Origin of the sequence: Chryseobacterium gleum (genome assembly GCF_900636535.1) — a bacterium.
Taxonomy (GTDB): domain Bacteria; phylum Bacteroidota; class Bacteroidia; order Flavobacteriales; family Weeksellaceae; genus Chryseobacterium; species Chryseobacterium gleum.
This window is the reverse complement of the sequence record NZ_LR134289.1, coordinates 4650191-4672911: the sequence shown is the minus strand read 5'-3', so window position 1 is coordinate 4672911 and position 22721 is coordinate 4650191. Positions and strand designations below refer to the sequence as shown.

22 protein-coding genes are annotated in these 22721 nt (G+C 37.6%); 17 read left to right on the top strand and 5 right to left on the bottom strand.

Annotation, left to right across the window (positions count from 1 at the left end):
- Nucleotides 1-828, top strand: coding sequence for an ABC transporter permease (locus tag EL165_RS21510; RefSeq protein WP_002984285.1), 828 nt, complete (start codon nucleotides 1-3; stop codon nucleotides 826-828).
- Between the two features lies 1 nt (nucleotide 829).
- Nucleotides 830-1684, top strand: a complete 855-nt coding sequence (locus EL165_RS21505) for a glycine betaine ABC transporter substrate-binding protein (RefSeq protein WP_002984289.1) — start codon at nucleotides 830-832, stop codon at nucleotides 1682-1684.
- Nucleotides 1685-1747: 63 nt separating this feature from the next.
- Here the strand turns inward: EL165_RS21505 and EL165_RS21500 are convergent, their stop codons facing one another.
- Entirely contained in the window at nucleotides 1748-2134 is a 387-nt protein-coding gene (locus tag EL165_RS21500; RefSeq protein WP_041462152.1) for a winged helix-turn-helix transcriptional regulator, read from the bottom strand.
- A gap of 92 nt (nucleotides 2135-2226) precedes the next feature.
- On the opposite strand from EL165_RS21500, the gene EL165_RS21495 reads away from it, so the two are divergent.
- Together EL165_RS21495 and EL165_RS21490 are read left to right on the top strand one after the other, a co-directional pair.
- Nucleotides 2227-3222, top strand: coding sequence for an NADP-dependent oxidoreductase (locus EL165_RS21495; RefSeq protein WP_002984294.1), 996 nt, complete (start codon nucleotides 2227-2229; stop codon nucleotides 3220-3222).
- A complete protein-coding gene (locus EL165_RS21490) occupies nucleotides 3212-3685 on the top strand; it encodes a cupin domain-containing protein (RefSeq protein WP_002984295.1) in 474 nt (157 codons plus the stop codon). Before EL165_RS21495 ends, EL165_RS21490 begins: the two co-directional genes overlap by 11 nt.
- A gap of 310 nt (nucleotides 3686-3995) precedes the next feature.
- Here the strand turns inward: EL165_RS21490 and EL165_RS21485 are convergent, their stop codons facing one another.
- Both EL165_RS21485 and EL165_RS21480 read right to left on the bottom strand, forming a co-directional pair.
- A complete protein-coding gene (locus tag EL165_RS21485; RefSeq protein ID WP_002984300.1) occupies nucleotides 3996-4457 on the bottom strand; it encodes a thioredoxin family protein in 462 nt (153 codons plus the stop codon).
- Nucleotides 4454-6523 (bottom strand): TonB-dependent receptor plug domain-containing protein, encoded by a 2070-nt coding sequence (locus EL165_RS21480; protein ID WP_002984303.1) that lies wholly within the window; start codon nucleotides 6521-6523, stop codon nucleotides 4454-4456. Before EL165_RS21480 ends, EL165_RS21485 begins: the two co-directional genes overlap by 4 nt.
- Before the next feature lie 122 nt (nucleotides 6524-6645).
- Between EL165_RS21480 and EL165_RS21475 the strand changes: the two genes are divergently transcribed.
- The 9 genes from EL165_RS21475 to EL165_RS21435 all read left to right on the top strand — a co-directional run bounded on the left by EL165_RS21475 (nucleotide 6646) and on the right by EL165_RS21435 (nucleotide 16724).
- Entirely contained in the window at nucleotides 6646-7797 is a 1152-nt protein-coding gene (locus tag EL165_RS21475) for a homogentisate 1,2-dioxygenase (protein WP_002984307.1), read from the top strand.
- 161 nt (nucleotides 7798-7958) lie between these two features.
- Nucleotides 7959-9470: a succinyl-CoA:acetate CoA-transferase ScpC gene (gene scpC, locus EL165_RS21470; protein WP_002984311.1), complete on the top strand. Its 1512-nt coding sequence runs from the start codon at nucleotides 7959-7961 to the stop codon at nucleotides 9468-9470.
- A 217-nt stretch (nucleotides 9471-9687) separates the two neighbouring features.
- Nucleotides 9688-10962: an acetyl-CoA hydrolase/transferase family protein gene (locus EL165_RS21465; RefSeq protein ID WP_002984313.1), complete on the top strand. Its 1275-nt coding sequence runs from the start codon at nucleotides 9688-9690 to the stop codon at nucleotides 10960-10962.
- Between the two features lie 139 nt (nucleotides 10963-11101).
- Nucleotides 11102-11896 (top strand): hypothetical protein, encoded by a 795-nt coding sequence (locus EL165_RS21460; RefSeq protein ID WP_002984316.1) that lies wholly within the window; start codon nucleotides 11102-11104, stop codon nucleotides 11894-11896.
- A 233-nt stretch (nucleotides 11897-12129) separates the two neighbouring features.
- Nucleotides 12130-13260, top strand: coding sequence for a 4-hydroxyphenylpyruvate dioxygenase (gene hppD / locus EL165_RS21455; RefSeq protein WP_002984319.1), 1131 nt, complete (start codon nucleotides 12130-12132; stop codon nucleotides 13258-13260).
- 71 nt (nucleotides 13261-13331) lie between these two features.
- A complete protein-coding gene (locus EL165_RS21450) occupies nucleotides 13332-13793 on the top strand; it encodes a hypothetical protein (RefSeq protein WP_002984322.1) in 462 nt (153 codons plus the stop codon).
- Between the two features lie 53 nt (nucleotides 13794-13846).
- The gene (gene fahA / locus EL165_RS21445) at nucleotides 13847-15094 is read left to right on the top strand and encodes a fumarylacetoacetase (protein WP_002984325.1); all 1248 of its coding nucleotides are present in this window, start codon (nucleotides 13847-13849) and stop codon (nucleotides 15092-15094) included.
- 198 nt (nucleotides 15095-15292) lie between these two features.
- Nucleotides 15293-16114, top strand: a complete 822-nt coding sequence (locus tag EL165_RS21440; RefSeq protein WP_002984327.1) for a flavin reductase family protein — start codon at nucleotides 15293-15295, stop codon at nucleotides 16112-16114.
- A 13-nt stretch (nucleotides 16115-16127) separates the two neighbouring features.
- On the top strand, nucleotides 16128-16724 hold the full coding sequence (locus EL165_RS21435; protein WP_002984330.1) for a hypothetical protein: 597 nt from the start codon (nucleotides 16128-16130) through the stop codon (nucleotides 16722-16724).
- 54 nt (nucleotides 16725-16778) lie between these two features.
- Here the strand turns inward: EL165_RS21435 and EL165_RS21430 are convergent, their stop codons facing one another.
- Nucleotides 16779-17291, bottom strand: a complete 513-nt coding sequence (locus EL165_RS21430) for an Ivy family c-type lysozyme inhibitor (protein WP_002984333.1) — start codon at nucleotides 17289-17291, stop codon at nucleotides 16779-16781.
- Between the two features lie 47 nt (nucleotides 17292-17338).
- On the bottom strand, nucleotides 17339-18181 hold the full coding sequence (locus tag EL165_RS21425; RefSeq protein WP_002984335.1) for an alpha/beta hydrolase family protein: 843 nt from the start codon (nucleotides 18179-18181) through the stop codon (nucleotides 17339-17341).
- Nucleotides 18182-18305: 124 nt separating this feature from the next.
- Between EL165_RS21425 and EL165_RS21420 the strand changes: the two genes are divergently transcribed.
- The 4 genes from EL165_RS21420 to EL165_RS21405 all read left to right on the top strand — a co-directional run bounded on the left by EL165_RS21420 (nucleotide 18306) and on the right by EL165_RS21405 (nucleotide 22540).
- The gene (locus EL165_RS21420; protein WP_002984337.1) at nucleotides 18306-19079 is read left to right on the top strand and encodes a HipA family kinase; all 774 of its coding nucleotides are present in this window, start codon (nucleotides 18306-18308) and stop codon (nucleotides 19077-19079) included.
- Nucleotides 19066-19449 (top strand): DUF3037 domain-containing protein, encoded by a 384-nt coding sequence (locus EL165_RS21415; protein ID WP_002984341.1) that lies wholly within the window; start codon nucleotides 19066-19068, stop codon nucleotides 19447-19449. The genes EL165_RS21420 and EL165_RS21415 overlap by 14 nt, the downstream gene beginning before the upstream one ends.
- Nucleotides 19450-19470: 21 nt before the next feature.
- Nucleotides 19471-20505 carry an alpha/beta hydrolase gene (locus tag EL165_RS21410; RefSeq protein ID WP_002984344.1) on the top strand — a complete coding sequence of 345 codons (1035 nt, stop codon included), beginning with the start codon at nucleotides 19471-19473 and terminating at the stop codon, nucleotides 20503-20505.
- A gap of 193 nt (nucleotides 20506-20698) precedes the next feature.
- Nucleotides 20699-22540, top strand: coding sequence for a carbon starvation CstA family protein (locus tag EL165_RS21405; protein ID WP_002984345.1), 1842 nt, complete (start codon nucleotides 20699-20701; stop codon nucleotides 22538-22540).
- The last annotated feature ends 181 nt before the right edge of the window (nucleotides 22541-22721 follow it).

Here is a 22721-nt window from a genome sequence, read left to right as displayed (position 1 = left end):
ATGAATAAAACTATAGATATAGGTCAATATGTAGAAACTGCAATCAATTGGCTCACAGAAAACGGAAAACCTGTATTCGATGTTATAAAACACTTAGGAAATGCCTCTATCATGGGGATTGAATGGGTATTAACAAACACACCTTTTTATGTAATCATTCTCTTCTTTACCCTTCTGGCACTGTGGAAGGCCGGAAAAGCTATCGCTGTGGTAACTGCAGCCGGACTAAGCTTAATATTTTTAATGGGATTATGGAAAGAAACCATGGAAACGCTGGCATTGATCTTTGTTTCTACCATTACTGCCCTTATCCTTTCTATCCCTTTGGGAATTCTGGCTGCTAAAAGCAAAATAGCAGACAAAATCATCCGTCCTTTACTGGATTTGATGCAGACCATGCCCGCATTTGTCTACCTGATTCCGGCAGTACTGTTTTTCAGTATCGGAAAAGTACCTGGTGCTTTTGCCACCATCATTTTTGCGATGCCGCCTGCAGTAAGGTTAACGGCATTGGGAATTGAGGCTGTTCCAAAAGATATTGTAGAAGCAGCAAGAGCTTTTGGAGCTACCGGCCGTCAGATTTTGTTTAAAGTAGAGCTTCCTTTAGCGATGAAAACGATTTTAACAGGGATCAATCAAACGATATTATTATCCTTATCCATGGTCGTGATTGCAGGAATGATTGCTGCAGGCGGTTTGGGAGAGAAAGTACTGGAAGGAATTAATAATCTGGATATCGGTTTAGGATTTGAAAGTGGATTATCCGTTGTGATTTTAGCCATTATCCTCGACCGTATTACCCAGGGATTTGTAAAGAAAAAGCAATAAGATGAAACAATTAAAATATCTGTTTTTACCCGTTTTAATGTTACTTTTTACAGCATTAAGTTCGTGTGAAAATATTAAAAACTCTAAATATATCACCATCGGAATGGTAGATGGCTGGGCGGAAGATGTCGCGATGACACACCTTGCTAAAGCCATTCTGGATGAGCAGGGATATCACGTTATTATTCAAAAAGCCTCTACGGATATGATCCTGGCTTCAATGAATAATGAAGATACAGACCTTTTCATGGGAATATGGCTTCCTTACACTCACGCAAAAAAGCTCGCTAAATTTCCCGGATTAACTTATCTTGGAACCAATTACGACAACGGCCGTATAGGATTGGTGGTTCCGGATTACGTTCCTGTTTACTCTATTGAAGAGCTCAATCAGCATAAAGATCAATTTAATCGTAGAATCATAGGCATTGAAAAAGGAGCCGGATTAACCACCGGAACAGATAAAGCAATCATAGATTATAAACTGGATTATCAGCAGATCAATTCCTCTACCATTGCCATGATCACCGAGTTACAGAATGCCATACAACGAAAAGAATGGATTGTGGTAACCGGATGGCAGCCTCACTGGATGTTTGGTAAGATGAAGCTTAAGTTTCTTGATGATCCCAAAAAGATATATGGTGAAGCAGAACAGATTAAGACTTATTCCAGGAAAAGCTTTTCAACAGATCATCCGGAGCTGGCCAGATTCTTTTCAAAACTTCATTTTGATGATGAGAACATGTCTGATCTTTTAATGAAAATGGAACAGAGTAAAAACAAAGAAGCCACGGCCAAAGAATGGGTGAAAGATCACCCGGAACTGGTACAGTCTTGGTTAAACAAAAATTAATAAACAATTTGGTATTATTTAAAATCCTCAACTCTATATGAGCCTGAGGATTTTTTTGATTTATTATGCAGAAGAACTCATTGATTCTTTGATTTTCTCACGATGAAGGATTCCCCAATTGACTAATGTTTCTGTTACCGGAAATACAGATTTTCCATATTCTGTGACAGCATAGGTTACCGTAATAGGTTTTGTATCCTGAATCGTTCTTGTGATCAGGAGATTGGTTTCCAGTTCTTTTAATTCTTTGCTCAGCATTTTTGCAGAGATCCCTTCAATACTGCGTTCCAGCTTTTTAAAATGAATCATTTGATCCGGTCTGTTCGTCAGATACCGTAAAATCATCAGTTTCCATTTTCCTCCCAAAACATCCAGACTGTCACGCATTGCAAACAGTTCTTCTGTACAGCTTGCTTCTCTTTCGATACCGTTTTCAATAATTTTTGCCATAATAGTTTCATGAAGGTAACTAGTTACCATTGGTTAACTAGTAGCAAATATAAACTATTCCCTCTTTACATTTGTGTATCAAATTAACAATAATGAAAGCAGTTATTTTAAATAAGAACGGAACACTGGAAGACGGATTTGCTGACCAGCCGCAACGTAAAAGTAATGAAGTATTAATACGGATTAAAGCAAGTGGTTTCAATCCCATTGATTACCAGATGCTGGAAAATGAACTGGAAAGAAAACTCATCAGTTCTCCGATATTAGGAAGAGAATTATCCGGAATTGTAGTAGATATAGGTTCAGAAGTTACAGAATTCAATATTGGAGACGAAGTCTATTGTGGAAGCGGTTCTATGGGAAGTAACGGTACTTATGCAGAGTACATAAGCGTTCCCGAGGCCATTATTTCTTTTAAACCAAACAATATTTCGTTTGAGCAGGCGGCTGCTATTCCTTCAGCAGGGCTTACTTCTTTACAGATCTTTAACCGTTTGAAATTAAACCCGGAAAATACAATCCTTGTTACAGGTGCTGCCGGAGGTGTTGGTTCATTCCTGATTAAACTTTTATTAGCTTATAATATCAGGAAGATCACGGCAACCGCTGGCAGTGAAGAAAACAGGCAGATGCTTCTTAATTTAGGATTAAAAAGTGATCAAATCATCAATTATAAAGAAGAAAATCTTATTGGAAATATCCTGAAAGCCAATAATGACGAGCCATTTGAATATGGAATTGATCTCGTAGGAAACTACATGTCAGAAGTAACGGCAGAAGTTTTAAAAATCAACGGTATGTATGTAGATGTTACTGCTTTGGTAACAAAATATGCTCATGAAACATTGTTCAACAAAGGAACTTTAATCATGAATATCTCCAATTACGCGTATGGTATGACTAAAAAATATGACTATTATAAAAACAGTTTACTGGAAATAAAAAGACTTATTGAAAACGGAACCATTCTTCCTCCCCAGCATAAAATAGTTGGAAATCTTTCTTTGGAAACTGTTATGAAAGCACATTCTATGTTAAAAAATAACCAGACCCAGGGTCATAAACTTATCATGAGAAATGATGAATAAAATACCAAGACGTATCGTAACAGGAATTAAAGACGGAAAATCTGTTATTGTAGAAGATCAGCAGGTTGAAAACGCTGTGGAACATTTTCCGGGACTTATCATTTCAGATGTATGGAATACTCAGACAATGCCAGCCAGCTTAGACTTTGAAACCAGAATTCACAATACAGGATTTCCGAAAACACCTAAAAACGGCACTTATTTTAGGTATGTAGTAGTTCCTCCGGATAAAGATTTAGGCGTAGAATGGAAAAAAAACGAACCTCATCCGATGATGCACCAGACTCCTACGTTGGATTATATCATTATCCTTTCCGGTGAACTGTATCTGATCATGGAAGAAGGTGAAACGCTTTTGAAACCGGGCGACATTGTCATCCAAAGAGGAACGAATCATGCATGGAGCAACCGTTCTGACGAGCCTTGTATTCAGCTGGCTGTGTTGATTGATGCAAAAATTTAATAGTAAAGAATTTCCCACAGATCACACAAATACCACAGATAAAAATTCACGTAGATGCAGCAAATTTTACAGAGATCTGCATAATCTGTGGGAAATAAAAAAGATTTTTAAAGTTGGGAAAACGCAAAGGCGCAAAGAAAAATAAACAATAGGTTGTTTTAAGGCGCAAGAAAATCAAAGATTTTCAGCAAAGATTAATCCATATAGTATTAGGAACATACAATTTTATTGCAGATAAAATCCTTGCGCCTTACAGCATAATAAAAGAAAAAAATTGTGCCTTTGCGTTTTCCAACAAAAACCTCTTAACTTACAAACCAGAAAGCTCCTTCAGTTTCTGCTTCATTTTTTCAGGCGTCATCTGCCCTTCCTGATAATACACCAGATTCTGATGCTGATCAAGAAATATCCACAAAGGATAAACAGGCTGATTTTTATTCTTTGATAATGCCAGTGCCAATTCATGAATTCCGGAATTTCCATTCTGCAGATATTCAAAATCCTGATTTTGAAAATGAATGGTCTCCTTCGTCTTTTCTGCCTCAAAGTTGATAAAATAAAAGTGATCATTGATCATACTCACCAGCTCTTTATCTTTATTCAAACGATGGGCCTCAATCTTACAGACTGCACACCAATCTGTATACAGATGAATCACCACCGGCTTTGGATTTTCTTTCTGCTGAGTCTCAAGGTCAGAAAAAGTGCCCGTCTTCATCTGAGACAGATAAAAACAGGGCACTAACATTAAAAATAAAGCTATTTTTTTCATTTCAAAGTATATTTTACTCCGAGGAAACCTCTGATTCCCTGCATGGGTGCATAGCCATATGCCGTATCAAATGTATAATGATTAGGATTATTGATGGGATCATCAACATGTTTATCAAATGGGTCAAATGGTCTCATCAAAGGATCTTTAGGTCTGAAATTGAATAAATTTTTCATCCCGCAATACACTTCAAATCCAGATTTGAAGCTCTTGGACACCTGAATATTGGCCAGAGAATAAAACGGTGAATATTCAGGGCGGTAGTCATTCACCAGAACAGGAAGCCGCATCGGTCCGTAAAACTGTCCCGTAAAGTCTATCGTCAGATTATTCGCAAACTTATAAGTCAGGTTATAAGTACCACTCCATTTTGGGGCATGCAGCTGTTGTTTTTTTTGATTTTCATTATCAAATTTCTGATACACATCCAGATATGTGACTCCCAGATTAATACTTAGAGGAAATTGAAAGCTAAAATCTACATTCAAAGAAGCTCCTCTTGAAATTCCATATCCGTGAAGATTGTCGTAAATAATTTTGTTCGGATCGGAATCAAAATCCCCTACAATTTTATTGCTGAAATAAGTATAAAATGCCGAAGCATCAAGATTTACCATTATGCTACCTACCGGAATTTTCCAGATATAATTCAGGTTACCGTTAACAGATCTTTCCGGCTTTAGATCTGATTTTACCACGACTTCCCTGGAACCTGTCAAAGCTGCATGATCTTCCGTAAACAAATTAACCACTCTGAACCCTGTTCCAAAATTGAAACGCAAAGTGTGATAAGGATTAGGGTTAAATTTCCATGCAAACCTTGGTGAATGTACGGAATGATGCACTTTATCATAATCGTATCTGTACCCAAGTAACAAGGTATTTTTATCGTCGATCTCCCACTGGTCCTGGATAAAGGCGCCCCAGATAGGAGACTTCATCGGTGCATTGGTAATTCCGTCCGCATCGAGTGTTCCCGGAGTATTATCATCGTAAAATGTTCTTTTAAAAGTAATCCCGGCAGTAATATCATGCTTCCCGAAGCTTCTGTCCCAATACGTCTGTACAAAGGCTACCTTTTGTGTCGCATTGAACGGATTTGATCCATAAAACGAATTCTGATCGTGATAGTTATAAGAAAACTGAGTCACGATATGCTCTTTCATGGGCCATTCGTATAATCCGAAAATCTCTGCCCTGTTTGTATAAATACTTTCTCCGTATACTTCATCACTGCCACGGAAAGATTTATTCCACTGCATTTCACCTCCAAAACGGTCTTCATACAGATATCTCATGGCAAAACTTGCCTGTCTGTTTTCCTTTCTTTTAAAATTCCATTTGTTAAAAACCGAAATTCTGCTTTGCAGCGTAGCATCTGTAAAATTATCTTTATTCTGATCTATCCTCTCCTGAAAACTGAAATAATTTAAACTTAATAATGAAGCGGCCTTTTTTCCAACATTGAATTTTGTGGAAAGATCCAGGTTATTCTCACTCCAGGTACTGGTCATCATATCAACACTCAGTTTAGGAGCGGTCAGTGCATTTTTGTTGATAATATTGATCACTCCTCCCATGGCTTCAGAACCATAAATAGAAGATGCCGGACCTTTTACTACTTCTATTCTATCTACCAAGCTATTAGGGATTCCGCTTAATCCGTATACGGTGGAAAGTGAACTCACAATCGGCATTCCGTCAATCAGGATCATCGTGTATGGACCTTCCAGTCCGTTGATGTGAATATCTCCTGTATTACATACAGAACAGTTCAGCTGAGGTTTTACTCCATTCACCATGGCAATGGCCTCAAAAATACTTGGGGTAGGATTTTTCTGAAAAAATTTCTGACTGTAGATCTCTACCACCACAGGACTTTTGGATCTGCTCATTGGTTTTATGGTTCCTGTAACCACTACATCCTCAATGTTGCTTGTTTTGTATTCCCTCTTCATAACGCTGGCAGAATTCTGACTTTTAGTCTGCTGTAAACTCAAACTGTCCGTCTCCTGTGCAAAACAATAGGTTGATAAAAAAGTAATAGAAAATAATATTCGCTTCATGAAATTAAAATTGTTAGACAAATCTAACAATTATTTTTCAAATACAAAACTTTGCATGAAAATATAGATTGAGTCAATTCATGAAAAATGATTAAATTTGAGAAACTACATACGAAAGTAAAATGAGATATCATCAATCGGGAAATATCCCACCAAAAAGGCATACGATCTTTAAGTCTCCTGAAGATAAATTTTACTATGAACAGCTTTTCGGTACAGAAGGCTTCCATGGTATTTCTTCTCTGTTATATCATATCCACCGCCCTACACAGATCAAATCTATCGGTGAGCCGAAAGATGTGACTCCTAAGATCGCAGTGGAAAAAAACATTACTCCCAGAATGTTTAAGGGAATGAATGTCACTCCTGAAAACGATTTTCTGGACAGCCGAAAAATCCTTTTGATGAACAACGACCTGAAAATGGGATTGGCAAAACCAAGAAATTCGATGGATTATTTCTACAAAAATGCGGAATGTGATGAGCTTTTGTACGTTCATAACGGAGCCGGAATTTTAAAAACATTTGTAGGAGACCTTGAATTCGTAACCGGCGATTATCTTATTATTCCGAGAGGAACCATTTATCAGGTAGAACTAAAATCTGATGATACTGTATTTTTCGTACTGGAAAGTCACTCTCCTATTTATACTCCGAAAAGATACAGAAATGAATTCGGGCAGCTTCTGGAACATTCTCCATTCTGTGAGAGAGACATGATTGCTCCTACTTTCAAAGAACCCGTTGACGAAAAAGGAGAATTCCTGATTAAAGTAAAAAAAGAAAATCAGATTACAGATTTCATCTATGCAACACACCCGTTTGATGTGGTGGGCTGGGATGGCTATTTCTATCCTTATAAATTCAATATTAAAAACTTTGAGCCGATTACCGGAAGAATTCACCAACCGCCACCGGTTCACCAGAATTTTGAAGGACACAATTTCGTAGTATGTTCATTCTGCGCAAGAATGTATGACTACCATCCACAGGCGATTCCGGCACCTTATAATCATTCCAATATTGATTCTGATGAGGTATTGTTCTACACAGAAGGTGATTTTATGAGCCGTAACCATATTGATTTGATGGATTTCACGCTTCACCCCGGAGGAATTGTACACGGGCCACACCCGGGTGCTATGGAAAGAAGTATCGGTAAAAAATTCACAGAAGAATATGCTGTAATGGTAGACCCTTTCCGTCCTTTAAAAATTACAGAGGAAGCTTTAAAAGTGGAAGATCCTTCCTATAAAACTTCCTGGCTTGAATAAATCTCAAAAAGTATTACTGAATACATACAAAAGACGCTTTAAATCCTTTATTTAAAGCGTCTTTTTTCGTAAATTTGTAAGGTATGGTTAAACATATTGACCATCATTATTTTTCATGACGCATCCTAAGTAATGGTGGTTTAAAACAAAATCAATATTACATGTTAGAAAGAATCAGATTAGAAAGTCTACGCGACAAAGTAACCACCGCGGAAAATGCAGTAAAAATTATCAAAGACGGTATGACTATTGGGTCCAGCGGCTTTACAAAGGCAGGTGACAGCAAAGCCATTTTGCCGGCACTGGCTGAAAGAGGAAAAACCGAAGACCTTAAAGTCACTTTAATGACCGGAGCTTCACTGGGCCACGGTACTGATGGAAAACTGGCAGAAGCCAACGTCCTGAAAAAAAGAATGCCCTTCCAGGTAGATCCTATTCTAAGGAACAAAATCAACAATGGTGAAATTCTCTTCATCGACCAGCATTTAAGCGAAAGTGCAGAACTTCTTCACACTAAAAACCTTCAGAGCATTGATGTAGCCATTATTGAGGCTGCCTATATTGAAAGAGACGGAAGTATTGTTCCTACCACCTCTGTGGGAAATTCGGTGACCTTTGCGGCTTTGGCTAAAAAAGTCATCATTGAAATCAATACCGAAGTTCCTGAAGAAGTCTATGGAATCCATGACATTTACCAGGCAGAAGATTATCCTTACAGAAATGTTATCCCAATTGTAGCTCCTTGGAATAAAATCGGAAGAAAAAGCATTCCCGTTGACCCCGATAAAATTGAAGCCATTGTTTTTACTAACCGCAAAGACAGTCCGGCAGATATTGCAGAACCGGACGAAAAAACAACAGCCATTGCTAAACACCTTCTTGCATTCTTTGAAAACGAAGTTCTTTTAGGTCGTCTTACAGACCGTTTACTTCCTCTTCAGGCCGGTATCGGTAAAGTAGCCAATGCTGTTCTGACAGGTTTCAAAGACAGTAATTTTTATGATCTCACCATGTTTTCCGAGGTGCTGCAGGACAGTACTTTTGATCTGATCGATTCCGGTAAACTAAGCTTTGCATCAGCATCTTCCATTACCGTTTCTCAGGAATGTTATGAAAGAGTTTTAGGAAACCTTTCAAAATATAAAGACAAATTTGTTTTAAGACCTCAGAATATTTCCAATACACCCGGACTGATCCGAAGATTGGGAGTGATTGCCATCAATACAGCTATTGAATTCGATATTTATGGAAATGTAAACTCCACTCATATCGGAGGAACAAAAATCATGAACGGAATCGGAGGTTCCGGAGACTTTGCGAGAAATGCCTATCTGAGTATTTTTGTGACTCAGGCGGCTTCAAAAGGAAACAATATTTCCCATGTTCTTCCTATGGTTTCACATACCGATCATACAGAACACGATGTGGATATTCTGGTAACAGATGTCGGATTGGCAGATTTAAGAGGACTGGCACCAAGAGAAAGAGCACAGAAGATTATAGACAATTGTGTTCATCCGGATTATAAAGAAGAATTGCAATCTTACTTCGACAGAGCATGCGAAAAAGGAGGTCATACTCCCCATTTATTACAGGAAGCCTTCAGCTGGCATTTACGATTTGCAGAAACCGGAAGCATGAAACAGAAAACAACTGTAGAAGCCGCTAATTAAATATTTTCATCAAAGAATAAATAAGAAAAAAGGACCGGATGTCAATGCATCCGGTCCTTTTTTATACAATATTCCTGCATGTTCTGCATGACAAAAGTCTTTTCAATATCTTTAAAATATTTGAAAAGTATATTGTTATAAAGATTATCTTTGAAAGAAGAGCTGTATTTTTTATGAGATTTAAAATACGTTGAACACCCTTTTAAAAAGACAAAATATGAATAATTACATCAGTGCAGAAGAAGCAATATATACGATAAAAAGTGGAAACCGTGTATTCTTTCACGGCAGTGCATGTACCCCGAACTACCTGATTGATGAGCTGGCAAGACAATCTAACCGATTGCAGAATGTGGAAATGGTTTCCATTACCCAGCAGGGAAATGTGGAAATTGCAAAACCACAATACAAAGACAGTTTTTTCATCAATTCTTTATTTGTTTCCACCCCTGTGCGTGATGCTGTAAATTCCGACAGAGGTGACTTTGTTCCGGTATTTTTAAGCGAAATTCCTATTTTGTTCAGAAAAAATATTTTACCCCTTGACGTAGCCCTGGTAACCGTTTCTCCTCCGGACAGACATGGTTTCTGCACATTGGGAACTTCTGTAGATATTGCCAGAGCAGCAGTAGATACGGCAAAAATCATTGTGGCTATCGTTAATCCAAGAATGCCGAGAACCCATGGAGACGGGATGATCCACATCAGCAGAATCCACAAACTGGTTTGGCATGAAGAGGAACTTCCAACGGTAGACTATGGCTCAAAAGTAGGTCCCGAAGAAATGCTCGTAGGAAAGAATGTTGCTGAACTTATTGAAGACAGATCTACCCTTCAGATGGGTATCGGAACCATTCCTGATGCGGTTCTGAAATGCCTTACCAATCACAAAGACCTCGGAATTCATACAGAAATGCTGAGCGATGGTGTTATTGATTTAATTCAGAATGATGTGATCAACAACAAATATAAAGGATACAACGATAATAAAACCATTACAAGCTTCTGCTTCGGAACCAGAAAACTCTATGATTATGTGGATGATAATACCGTTTTTGCTTTCAGGGATGTAAGTGAAGTCAATTTTCCGATCAATATCATGAGAAACAAAAAGATGGTAGCCATCAATTCTGCTATTGAAATAGACCTTACAGGACAGGTTTGTGCCGACTCTATCGGAACACTTCAGTACAGCGGAATCGGAGGACAAATGGACTTTATGCGTGGTGCCGCTTTAAGTGATGACGGAAAGCCCATCATTGCCATTACGGCCAGAACCAAAAAGGGAGTTTCAAGAATTGTTCCTTTCCTTAAACAGGGAGCTGGTGTAGTAACAACAAGAGGTCACATTCATTACGTCGTTACTGAATACGGAACTGCCTATCTGTACGGAAAAAATCTTCGCCAGAGAGCACAGGAGCTTATCAGCATTGCTCATCCTGATGACAGAGAGATGCTGGAGAGAGCGGCCTTTGAAAGATTTAAACATTGAGAATCAAATCATAAAGCATAAAAAACTGTTTTTGAAACTAATTATTTAAAACAAATTCTGAACTGTACATCCCTAAAACATAAAAAAACATTAATATTTTGGCAGTATATTTGATAAAATTCATTCAAAAACAAGGAAATTGAAAACTATATATAATTCGATACGGGAGGAAGTTATAAAGCATTCGAAAGTAAGGAATTCTGTTTTGGGGAATGTGAATGAATGGAAAAGAAGCCATTATATTATTCTTTCCGAAATTATTAAAGAAGAACTTTCCGGAGCCGAAGAACTGAAAGGAGGAAAAAAATTTGAAATCGGAAATACCATTTCCCACGTTACCCTCCAGCGATTCTTTGAGAATGATTACCAGGATAAAACCCACAGTGATCTCAGATTCCTGAAGACCCTTGATAAAATCTGTATTTTCTTAGGATATAAAGATCTTAACGATTATATTCTTGCCATCAGATACAGAAAAGAGAATGAAGAAGAAAACAATGATCAGTCTTATCTTACGCAGATGGTGTATGATTATTGTGCCACCGCTTTTGAGTTCTGCAAACAGTTTCCTGAACACAACACCAATCTGTTTAAAGAACTGGTTTTTGATGATTCTCCTTTTTTAGAACGGGTTTCACAGTTCAGCAAAGAACTGTGTGATAAAGACTTTCAACTGGTAACAAAAAATAACCGGTCCAATTATGAAGTTTTTGATATTCATATCGTTACCGATGAGCCGGATAAGAAAATCCTGGAAACTCAGGAATTCTGGAATCTGCTGTTCAAGGTAGGAGAAACCGGTGAAGAACATTTTGTGAATCAGCTGAGTACCCAGATCTACTTCATCCGGAAAATAAACAATACCTGGAAGATATGGGATAATTACAATCCCGACGCGGGAATGCTCAACAGAAAAATTGAAACCACTTCATAAGAAAGCCGTAGATATTCTCTACGGCTTTCATGTTTCGAAATATTTTTTTTTCACTTGTATTTTGTATAACAAATGTAGGTAGACGATTTTAAACTAATTAAACTTAAATATACTTAAGTAAACTCTTCTTTAAGATTATGTTAAATATATTCAATGAAACTGCGGGAATATTTTCGCCATATCTAAGAATTTTGTAATTTGCATACCAATAAAATAAAAGTAAAAGAGAAAATATGTCAACACTTACATTTGCCGAGAAAATAGCTCAAGCAGAAAATTTCTTGCCGATTAACGGTACGGATTACATTGAGTTTTATGTAGGAAATGCAAAACAGGCTGCCCATTATTACAAAACCGCTTTTGGTTTTCAGTCTGTAGCTTACGCGGGTCCTGAAACAGGGGTAAGAGATCGTGCATCTTATGTACTTCAACAGGGAAAAATCAGATTGGTATTAACAACAGGACTTAAGTCTGATTCTCCTATCAACGAACACGTAAAAAAACATGGTGACGGAGTAAAAATTTTGGCACTTTGGGTAGATGACGCTTATGCAGCTTTCGAAGAAACAACTAAAAGAGGTGGAAAACCATATTTAGAGCCTGTAACGTTAACTGATGAGCAAGGTGAAGTAAGAATGTCCGGTATCTACACCTATGGAGAAACCGTTCACATGTTTGTGGAAAGAAAAAATTATAACGGAGCTTTCATGCCTGGTTATGAAAAGTGGGAAAGTGATTATAATCCTGAAGAAGCAGGCTTGTTATACGTAGACCACTGTGTGGGAAATGTTGACTGGAACAGAATGATCCCGACAGTAGAATGGTATGAAAAAGTAATGGGATTTGTAAATATCCTTTCTTTTGACGACAAGCAGATCAACACAGAATATTCTGCACTGATGTCTAAAGTAATGTCAAACGGAAACGGATATGCAAAGTTCCCGATCAACGAACCTGCAGAAGGTAAAAAGAAATCTCAGGTAGAAGAATATCTTGATTTCTATGAAGGAGAAGGTGTACAGCACATTGCTGTGGCTACAAAAGACATTATCCACACTGTAACAGAGCTTAAAAAACGTGGTGTAGAGTTCCTGTCTGCTCCGCCGGAAGCTTATTATGATATGGTTCCTGAAAGAGTGGGCCATATTGATGAAGATCTTAAGAAACTTCAGGAGTTAGGTATACTTATTGATCATGATGAAGAAGGATACTTATTACAGATCTTTACGAAACCTGTAGAAGACCGTCCTACTCTATTCTTCGAAATTATTGAAAGACATGGTGCACAGAGTTTTGGTGCCGGGAATTTCAAAGCTTTATTCGAAGCACTGGAAAGAGAACAGGAAAGAAGAGGTAATCTTTAATTTTACATTAGAAAATATAAGTTTTGTCAGGATACAGTATTCTGGCAAAACTTTTTTATAAAACACAGTATATGAGAAAATTTTTAATCGGGATTTTTCTTTTGGGAACATTAGGGCTTAAAGCTCAATATGGAACTCTGAACGAAATCCTTAACCGACTTGAACAAAGAAAAGGCATTAATCAGCATCTTGAGAATGTAAATATTGACAACAAAAAGTTCATTTTCATTAAAGATGAAGCTGATCATACGGAAAGGGACTTTATTGTTATCAAAGGGAATAATGCTACGTATGTAGAAGTTTTCGATGATAAGGCAACCGGAGAAAGCAGTTCCAATGTATTCACCGGTGATATCATCAGGAAAAAAAATATTATTTCCTTAAGAGCAGATATGCTTGAAAATAAAAAAATCCCAATGCCTGTCACGAAGACTTTATTGCTGACCCAGCAGGATAATATCCTGTATCTTATTGATGTCAATACCAGAGATAGGTGGATAGATGAAGCATCTTACTCAAAAAAGGCAAAATAAATGTTCCGGGGAATTTCTCCGGATGATATTTAATCTAACTAAAATCTAAACTTATGAAATCATTTGTAGACTATTCCTCAAATTCGGATTTTTCTATACATAATATTCCTTTCGGAGTCGCTGTTTTTAACAAAGAATATATCGGATGTTGTACAAGAATCGGAGATCAGGTCATTGATCTTGCGACCTTATATGACCTTGGTTATTTTGAAGATATTGAAGGATTGGACGACAATGTTTTTGAAGCGTATACCATCAATGAATTTATTGAACTTGGAAAACCTGTTACCAATGCTGTTCGTACCAGAATTCAGACTTTATTGCAGGAAGGATCAATTTTATCAAAAGATCAGAAAACCATCGAAGAAGCATTTTATGATCTGGATAAAGTAAAAATGATGATGCCTGTGCACATCCCGAATTATACGGATTTCTACAGCAGTATTGAACATGCTACCAACGTTGGAAAAATGTTCCGCGATCCGGCAAACGCATTATTACCCAACTGGAAACATTTACCGGTAGGTTACCACGGAAGAGCCTCCTCAATTGTTGTTTCAGGAACAGAAATCAACCGTCCGAAAGGTCAGATGAAACCTGCAGATGCGGATAAACCTGTTTTCGGTCCATGCAAGCAGCTGGACTTTGAACTGGAAATGGCATTCATCATCAACAAAAATACAGAGATGGGAGAAAGTATTTCTACTAAGGACGCGGAAGATGCCATCTTCGGTATGGTTATTTTCAACGACTGGTCTGCAAGAGATATTCAATCGTGGGAATACGTTCCGCTGGGACCATTCCTTGCAAAAAACTTCGGTTCATCCATTTCACCATGGGTCGTTACCCTTGAAGCGCTGGAACCATTCAGAACGGCTTCTCCTGTACAGGATCCTGAAGTGTTGGATTATTTAAAATTTGAGGGTGATAAAAACTACGATATCAACCTTGAAGTATACATCCAGCCAGAAAACGGGGAGCAAAACCTGATCTGCGAAAGCAACTACAAACATATGTACTGGAATATGACCCAACAACTTGCACACCACACCGTAAACGGTTGTAACGTAGAAGTAGGTGACATGTATGCGAGCGGAACTATTTCCGGAAGTGATCCGAAATCTTTCGGATCTATGCTTGAGCTTACATGGAGAGGCCAAAATCCTTTATCATTAAGCAACGGAGAAGAGAGAAAATTCATTGAAGACAATGATACGGTTACCATGAAGGCATGGGCTGAAAAAGATGGGGTGAGAGTAGGCTTCGGGGAAGTTTCAGGTAAAATTATTCCGACACTTTAATTTTTATTTAATTTTAACTTTGCACAATACTACTATTAAACCTTATAGGTTTTGAAAACCTATAAGGTTTGGTGTATGACACTGCTAGAAATATACTGTTAAACAGTTAGTATTAGAAGTGTCATGTTGAGCGGAGTCGAAGCACATTTTTAATATCATTTGAATACTTAAGTTAAATTAAGTGTTAAAACCAAAAACATGAAAACAGTAATCCCTTCCGAGATAACCTCCGTACAGCTGCAGACGATCATGCAGACAGCCGTTTCACCGCGCCCGATTGCACTGGCATCTACTGTGGACAAAGACGGTAACAGTAACTTATCTCCATTCAGTTTTTTTAATATGTTCAGTACGGTTCCTCCCATTCTGATTTTTTCACCTTCGAGGAGAGTACGTGACAATACAACCAAACATACCCTGGAAAATGTTCTTGAAGTACCGGAAGTGGTAATCGGAACAGTGAATTTTCCAATTGTACAACAGATTTCTTTAGCTTCCACAGAATATGAAACCGGAGTCAATGAGTTTATCAAATCCGGTCTTACGATGAAGGATGCAGATCTTGTACAGCCTAAACTGATTGAAGAATGCCCTGTCAACTTTGAATGTAAAGTTTTAGAGGTAAAACCATTGGGTGATCAGGGCGGCGCAGGAAATCTGGTGATCTGTGAAGTTCAGAAAATCCATATCAGAGAAGAATATCTGAATGAAGACGGAAATCTGGATCAGAAAAAACTGGATATGGTAGCCCGTCTGGGCAGCAACTGGTATTCCAGAAGCAATGAAAACAGCCTTCTTGAAGTACCTAAACCTTTGGTAACAAAAGGAATTGGTTTCGATCTTCTGCCGGATGCCATAAAATACAGCAAAGTATTTACAGGAAACGACCTTGGAATGCTTGCCAACACCGAAGTATTACCTGCCAACGACTTCCATTCCGATGAAAATATTCATCTTGAGGCCCAGAAATTACTTCTGGAAAGTAAAATTGAAGAAGCGTGGAAATTATTAATCAGATAATTGAATTGCATTCATGAAAAAATATATTTTCTTTATCTTTCTATTCATAGCTTTACAGTCATGCTATTATCCGGTAAGGAAAGATTATGGCATTTACAGTAAAGCATTGGTGTTTTCTAAAGACAAAAAATGGTTGATTAATGACATCAGAACAGGAGTAGACTCGCACCACAGAGAAATGATGGGTAAAGAAACTCTTCAGCTATTTCAAAATCTAAGCAATGGTAATGCGTATGATTTAAAAATGGCAAAAGCCGGGAACCTCATTCAAAATAATATTCCATTTGAGCCGGAAAGTGAAGATCTTGAGGCATTGAAAAACAATTCTGATTTTAATTTTCTGGTAAACATCTACACAATGAAGGTGCGAAACGGTTTAGACAATTCCATTGGAACCCAGTATGAATATAATAAAAATGAAACTTTTACAATGATGGATGTTTATGATATTACAACCATGAAAAAGATATATTCTTTAAAAGCATATTCGGAAGTTTCTGTAGATAAAGATCAGAAAGCAACTATTTTTACTCCTACGACTGAAATGATGACTATGAAAAATTTTAGAAGTCTTTTAAAGTCCGTAAAAAAGAATGCTGTTAAAAACTAAAGATATCTATTGATAACCAACAAAAAAGGAGTGAAAGTTTCACTCCTTTTTTTATTATTTGGATTTAAGCGATTCTGAAACAGTAATTTTTCCTTTTTCAGCAAAATCTGTTACCTTACCGTTTTTATCAATGGAAACATTCAGGTTGTCATTTTTAGCATCATAGTAAATGCTTGTGGCATATCCCGGACAGTCGTGCTGCTTACAGCCTGTCAGTTTGTAAATTCCATTCTCTGATGCGATAGGACCTTCCACATTGAAATTCTTCACCATTTCTTCGTATTGGGATCCTGCCAGTTTTTTCAGTCTTTCTGATATCTCCTTATCTTCAAAGAATTTAATATCATGTGGATATTTACCTACATTCTTGGTGATAATATTATCAGGAGCCGGGGCAGAAGGTGATGGTGATGCAACAGAATCGTTTTTTGGAGTTGAGACAGTGTCTTGAGGCATCGCCGTAGTAAGAGTATCCGTAGTGCTTACAGAAGATTCTGTTTTAGTTTCTTTTTTACACGAAACAACAAATAATGACAGCGCAAATGCGCCCGCAATAACTTTTTTCATAATGATATTGATATGGTGATTAATATGTTAACGTAATTTTAAAACCTTTATTTTAATTTTTCTTTGATAAAATCAATACATTTTTCGGTTACAGTATTCAGATCTTTGGGTAAATCTGCTTCCGTCCATGGTTCTTTCGCTCCGAAAGTATGATTGCCATTTTCAATCAGAAACAGTTCGGAATTCGGGTGGAGAATATGAAGATGCTCTGCCTGTTTTACTTCTACAGCCTCATCGTCTGTCCCATGAATAATGAGCATATGTGCTTTTGCCATTTCTGTAGCTCTTTCCACATCAAAACGGTGAATATTCTGCTCATAATCTTCATAAAACTGGTAATAATGCGGCATTTCCTGTTTGGTACGCCCGTTAACCGCATAATACACTCCATTATTTTTCCAGTTTTCAAAAGCCTCTCCTTTGGGAAACCGGTCCAGAGTATCAACACTGGCCAATGTAATCAACCCGTTGATTCTTTCGTCTTCAAAAGTTTTAATAATAGCAATACCTCCTCCCCTGCTGTGTCCCATCAGAACAATCTTTTCGTCATCCACGTGAGGATTTTTACTAAAGTGGTCAATTACTACTCCAAGGTCAGAAAGTTCTCTGGAATAATTATTATTCCCAAAAGCTTCAAGATCTCCAAAGTTTAACGGATCATCTGTCGTTGTCCCATTATGCGAAAAATTTAATTTGACAAAGAAAAAACCGGCTTCAGCAAATTTTTCAGCCATCAGATTCCAGGCTCCCCAATCTTTATAACCTTTATATCCGTGAACAAATATTACTAAGGGAAGTTTTTGTCCTGTGTTTTGATAAAAAGCATCGGCAAGAAAACCTTTTGTTTCTTTATTTTCCAGATATATATTCTTTTCGGTAATCAGATTCATAACAAATTTTCCTTTCCTTTTAAGATGGTAATTTATGAAAAAAACTCTGTTTTCCGGTCTTTAATTCATTATTTCTTTATTAAAAGTCAGGTCAAAGTTTCTAAAAATAGCATATTTTTGTACCATGCAGAATTTAAGAACTGTAACCGTGATGCGTTACATTCTGCCTCTGAGAGAAGGAGGATCTCTTCCCGCTCTGGCAGAAGCTGATGATGATTTCAAATATGTATTAAAGTTCCGTGGCGCCGGTCACGGAGTAAAAATGCTGATCTCTGAACTTTTAGGCGGAAAGATTACCGAAGCATTGGGACTTAAAATTCCTGAACTTGTTTTTGTCAACCTTGATGCCGATTTCGGAAGAACGGAAGCCGATGAAGAAATACAGGATCTGCTCAAGTTTTCCGAAGGTCTGAATCTTGGACTGCATTATCTTTCCGGCTCTATCACCTATGATCCGGGAGTAAGTGTGGATCCGCTTCTGGCTTCAAAAATTGTATGGCTGGATGCATTCATCACCAATATTGACCGTACTTTTAAAAATACAAATATGCTGATGTGGCATAAGGAACTCTGGATCATTGATAATGGTGCCTCGTTCTACTTCCACCACTCATGGCAGAATTTTGATGCAGCCGCTAAAACACCTTTCAAATATGTGAAAGACCACGTGCTTCTTCCTAAGGCAAAAATGCTTGATGAAGCAGACAGGTTTGCTCATGAAGTTCTGAACGAAACGTTATTCCGGGAAATTGTCAATATGATTCCTGAAGACTGGTTGCATTGGAATGATGCTGATGAAACCCCTGAAGAAATCCGTGAGATCTATTTTCAGTTTTTGAAAACCAGATTAGAAAATTCTCAAATCTTTGTAAACGAAGCCAAAAATGCAAGAGGATAAAATATATGAATACGCGGTAATACGCCTTGTACCTAAAGTTGAAAGAGAGGAATTTTTCAATATCGGGCTGGTGATGTTTTCAAAAAAGGAAAAATTCATCAGGGTAGAATTTTATTTGTGCCCGGACAAATTTAAGCTGATGCACAGCAAGCTGGATTACGAAGATATCATCCATAATCTGGAGAGCTTTCAGAAAATTGCAAATGGCGATAAAGACGGCGGCCCTATTGCACTGCTTGATATTCCGGAACGTTTCCGATGGCTGACAGCTGTAAGAAGTGCTGTCGTTCAAACCTCCCGCCCACATCCGGGAAAATCCAAAGATCTAGATGCTACTTTTGGTAAGCTTTTTGAGGAGTTAGTAAAATAACACATCCTTAAAAAATTTAATATGAATTTATCGATAAACAACATATCAATTTACAGGTTTTTCATAAACCTGTTTTTTATTTCATTTTTAAGCTTTTCCAATTTATTTTTTTCACAAGACCTGCCATTAAGGCCAACTAAAGCTCCTGCTGTAAAAAGCACACTACTTCCCGAAATAGCAACAGTTTCAGAAAATATTGTTTACAAAACCAACAGAAAAGGCCAGCCTCTCGCTCTTGATCTCTATACTCCTAAGAACAATACTGATGAAAAACTTCCGGTATTGATCTACGTTCATGGAGGCGGATGGGTAGAAGGCGACAAAGTGGTAAATGCCGATAATTATCTTGAAACGACTATAAAAAAACTCATAGGCAAACAATATGCAGTGATCAGTATCAACTATACGCTTCTAAGTGACAGCATCCATTTCCCATTGCCTTTGGAAGATACTAAAGATGCGGTCAGATGGGTCAGAAAAAATGCAGAAAAATATCATTTTGATACCAGCAACATCGGCCTTTTCGGAGCTTCAGCGGGAGCTCACCTTTCTCTGATGGCAGCTTATACACCAGACAATACTTATTTGGGTAATCCTGAGCTTTCATCCTATTCTGCTAAGGTAAATTATGTAATTGATCATTATGGTCCTGCAGACCTCAACAAACTTTTCCACACAAGATTAGGGACAATCCCGGTAGGAATGATCGGATTACTGTCCAAAAAAATTGTCGGTTTACAGGAAAATCTGGTGAAAGGGATTTCAGGATATGATATCAGAAAAGATCAGGACAGAGCAATAGATTATCTTAAAACGATATCTCCGGCTAACTTTGTTTCAGGTGGTGTTCCTACTTTAATTGTTCAGGGAAATAATGATAAAATTGTTCCTTTAAGTCAATCTAAAAAGCTTCACAGAAAATTAAACAGGGCTAAAATACAGAATTCACTGATCATCGTTGATGGCGGAGTCCATGGTTTTGGTACCACAGACAAAGACTATCTTGATAAAATAACAGATCAGATGGTCGACTTTATTCTTTTACATAAAAAATAATATACATAAACCAATCCATACTATTATTAATATTCTAAAATTCAATACAATAAATAACAAAAAATCAAAAATATGCTAGATTGATATACATATTGGTATTTTTTATTCGGGAATTAATTACCTTGGCTAATGTTTAAATTATTTATAATAAAATCATTAATAATTTAATTATTTACCAATAAAAATACATAATATGGATTCATTAAACAATATTAATGCGCTCACCCTCATATTTGCTTCTGTTCTTATTTTCGCGATCGCTTACCGGTTCTATGGTATTTTTATCGCCAACAAAGTGCTCCGGCTCAATGACCAAAACTTGACTCCTGCTGTTGAATTTGCAGATGGTAAAGATTATGTTGCCACCAATAAAAATGTGCTTTTCGGGCATCATTTTGCCGCAATCGCAGCAGCCGGGCCATTGGTAGGACCTGTTCTTGCAGCACAATTCGGATATCTTCCCGGTGCGCTATGGATCCTTATCGGATGTGTTCTGGGTGGTGGAGTACATGATATGATCGTACTTTTTGCTTCGGTAAGACATAAAGGCCAAAGTCTTGCCACCATTGCTTCTAAAGAAATCGGTAAAGCAACGGGAACTGTTGCAGGATTTGCCATTCTTTTCATTCTTATCCTTACACTCGCAGGATTATCATTAGCTTGTATCAATGCAATGCACGAAGCTTCATGGTCTCTGTTTACGGTAGTCATTACGATGCCTATTGCGATCATAATGGGTCTGATTATGCGCTACAAAAAGAACAGTGTTCTGTTTGCAAGTATTTTGGGAGGTATTCTCTTAGTTGCAGGAATTATCGGAGGGCACAGCCTCATGCAGAATCCTACAATGAATAATTTATTTTCATGGGATATTAAAACAATTTCCATAGCGATTCCTCTGTATGGTTTTATTGCTTCTGTCCTGCCTGTATGGCTTCTTTTGGTTCCAAGGGATTATTTGTCAACCTATTTAAAGATCGGAACTATTATCATGCTTGCCATCGGTGTAATTGTTATTCATCCTACCATACAGATGCCGGCTATCACAGCTTTCGTTAATGGCGGAGGTCCTATTATAGGTGGACCTGTGCTTCCTTTTATTTTTATTGTGATTGCCTGTGGCGCGATTTCCGGATTCCATGCGGTGATTGCTACGGGAACCACTCCAAAAATGCTTAATAAAGAAAGAGAAATTCTTTTCGTAGGATATGGAGCTATGCTGGTAGAAGGTTTTGTTGCATTAATGGCACTTATTGCAGCCTGCACATTAATGCCTGGCGATTATTTTGCAATCAATACGCCTAAAGAAGCTTATGACTCATTCCTTGCTGCGCACCCTTCTCTTCACGGAGTAGATATTGATTATTATTCACAAAAAATAGGCATTGACCTCTACGGCAGAACCGGCGGTGCTGTATCTCTCGCTGTGGGAATGGCTCATATCTTCAATAAAATCCCGTACATGGATCAGCTTACTGCGTATTGGTATAATTTTGCGATCATGTTTGAAGCTGTCTTTATCCTGACTGCTATTGATGCAGGAACAAGGGTTGGACGTTTCTTTTTACAGGAAATGCTGGGTTCTGTAGTTCCGAAATTCAATGATAAAAACTGGATTCCCGGGATTATTATCAGTAGTCTTCTTTTCACTTTTGCCTGGGGCTATCTTGTGTATACAGGAAATGTAAACAGTATCTGGCCGTTATTCGGCATCAGTAACCAGCTGTTAGCAGCCTGCGGACTGATCGTCTGTACAACTATGCTGATCAGGATGAACCGGGGTAAATATGCTTTATGTTCTGCAGTTCCCGGGGTTTTTATGGCTGGAATTACTTTTTGGGCTGGTTATATACAGGTAACAGCTATTTATATCCCCAAAGAACAATATTTACTGGCAGCTTTAGCGGTAACGGCAATGGTTCTGATGCTTATTGTGTTTATCGGAGCTTTCAGGAAATGGTATCAGCTGCTTCAGATCAATAAGACAGAGATTGATCATTATGGCGAACCTGTGAAGGAACTTGTGGAAAGATAAGATTCTCATTCTATAAATTAAAAACCATTAAGAAGTATTTAAGAAATAAGTATAGTTAAGATGAATCATTCTGATTTTTAAGATTAAAGTGAAGATTATCTTAATGCTCTTAAACTCTTATTAGATCTTAACGGTTCAAAAATAAAAGTTCATAAAAAACAGTTCAGAAATTCTGAACTGT

Coding starts and splice junctions, on each gene's coding strand:
- EL165_RS21510 (WP_002984285.1), top strand. CDS start 1: ATGAATAAAACTATAGATATAGGTCAATATGTAGAAACTGCAATCAAT.
- EL165_RS21505 (WP_002984289.1), top strand. CDS start 830: ATGAAACAATTAAAATATCTGTTTTTACCCGTTTTAATGTTACTTTTT.
- EL165_RS21500 (WP_041462152.1), bottom strand. CDS start 2,134: ATGGCAAAAATTATTGAAAACGGTATCGAAAGAGAAGCAAGCTGTACA.
- EL165_RS21495 (WP_002984294.1), top strand. CDS start 2,227: ATGAAAGCAGTTATTTTAAATAAGAACGGAACACTGGAAGACGGATTT.
- EL165_RS21490 (WP_002984295.1), top strand. CDS start 3,212: ATGATGAATAAAATACCAAGACGTATCGTAACAGGAATTAAAGACGGA.
- EL165_RS21485 (WP_002984300.1), bottom strand. CDS start 4,457: ATGAAAAAAATAGCTTTATTTTTAATGTTAGTGCCCTGTTTTTATCTG.
- EL165_RS21480 (WP_002984303.1), bottom strand. CDS start 6,523: ATGAAGCGAATATTATTTTCTATTACTTTTTTATCAACCTATTGTTTT.
- EL165_RS21475 (WP_002984307.1), top strand. CDS start 6,646: ATGAGATATCATCAATCGGGAAATATCCCACCAAAAAGGCATACGATC.
- scpC (WP_002984311.1), top strand. CDS start 7,959: ATGTTAGAAAGAATCAGATTAGAAAGTCTACGCGACAAAGTAACCACC.
- EL165_RS21465 (WP_002984313.1), top strand. CDS start 9,688: ATGAATAATTACATCAGTGCAGAAGAAGCAATATATACGATAAAAAGT.
- hppD (WP_002984319.1), top strand. CDS start 12,130: ATGTCAACACTTACATTTGCCGAGAAAATAGCTCAAGCAGAAAATTTC.
- EL165_RS21450 (WP_002984322.1), top strand. CDS start 13,332: ATGAGAAAATTTTTAATCGGGATTTTTCTTTTGGGAACATTAGGGCTT.
- fahA (WP_002984325.1), top strand. CDS start 13,847: ATGAAATCATTTGTAGACTATTCCTCAAATTCGGATTTTTCTATACAT.
- EL165_RS21440 (WP_002984327.1), top strand. CDS start 15,293: ATGAAAACAGTAATCCCTTCCGAGATAACCTCCGTACAGCTGCAGACG.
- EL165_RS21435 (WP_002984330.1), top strand. CDS start 16,128: ATGAAAAAATATATTTTCTTTATCTTTCTATTCATAGCTTTACAGTCA.
- EL165_RS21430 (WP_002984333.1), bottom strand. CDS start 17,291: ATGAAAAAAGTTATTGCGGGCGCATTTGCGCTGTCATTATTTGTTGTT.
- EL165_RS21425 (WP_002984335.1), bottom strand. CDS start 18,181: ATGAATCTGATTACCGAAAAGAATATATATCTGGAAAATAAAGAAACA.
- EL165_RS21420 (WP_002984337.1), top strand. CDS start 18,306: ATGCAGAATTTAAGAACTGTAACCGTGATGCGTTACATTCTGCCTCTG.
- EL165_RS21415 (WP_002984341.1), top strand. CDS start 19,066: ATGCAAGAGGATAAAATATATGAATACGCGGTAATACGCCTTGTACCT.
- EL165_RS21410 (WP_002984344.1), top strand. CDS start 19,471: ATGAATTTATCGATAAACAACATATCAATTTACAGGTTTTTCATAAAC.
- EL165_RS21405 (WP_002984345.1), top strand. CDS start 20,699: ATGGATTCATTAAACAATATTAATGCGCTCACCCTCATATTTGCTTCT.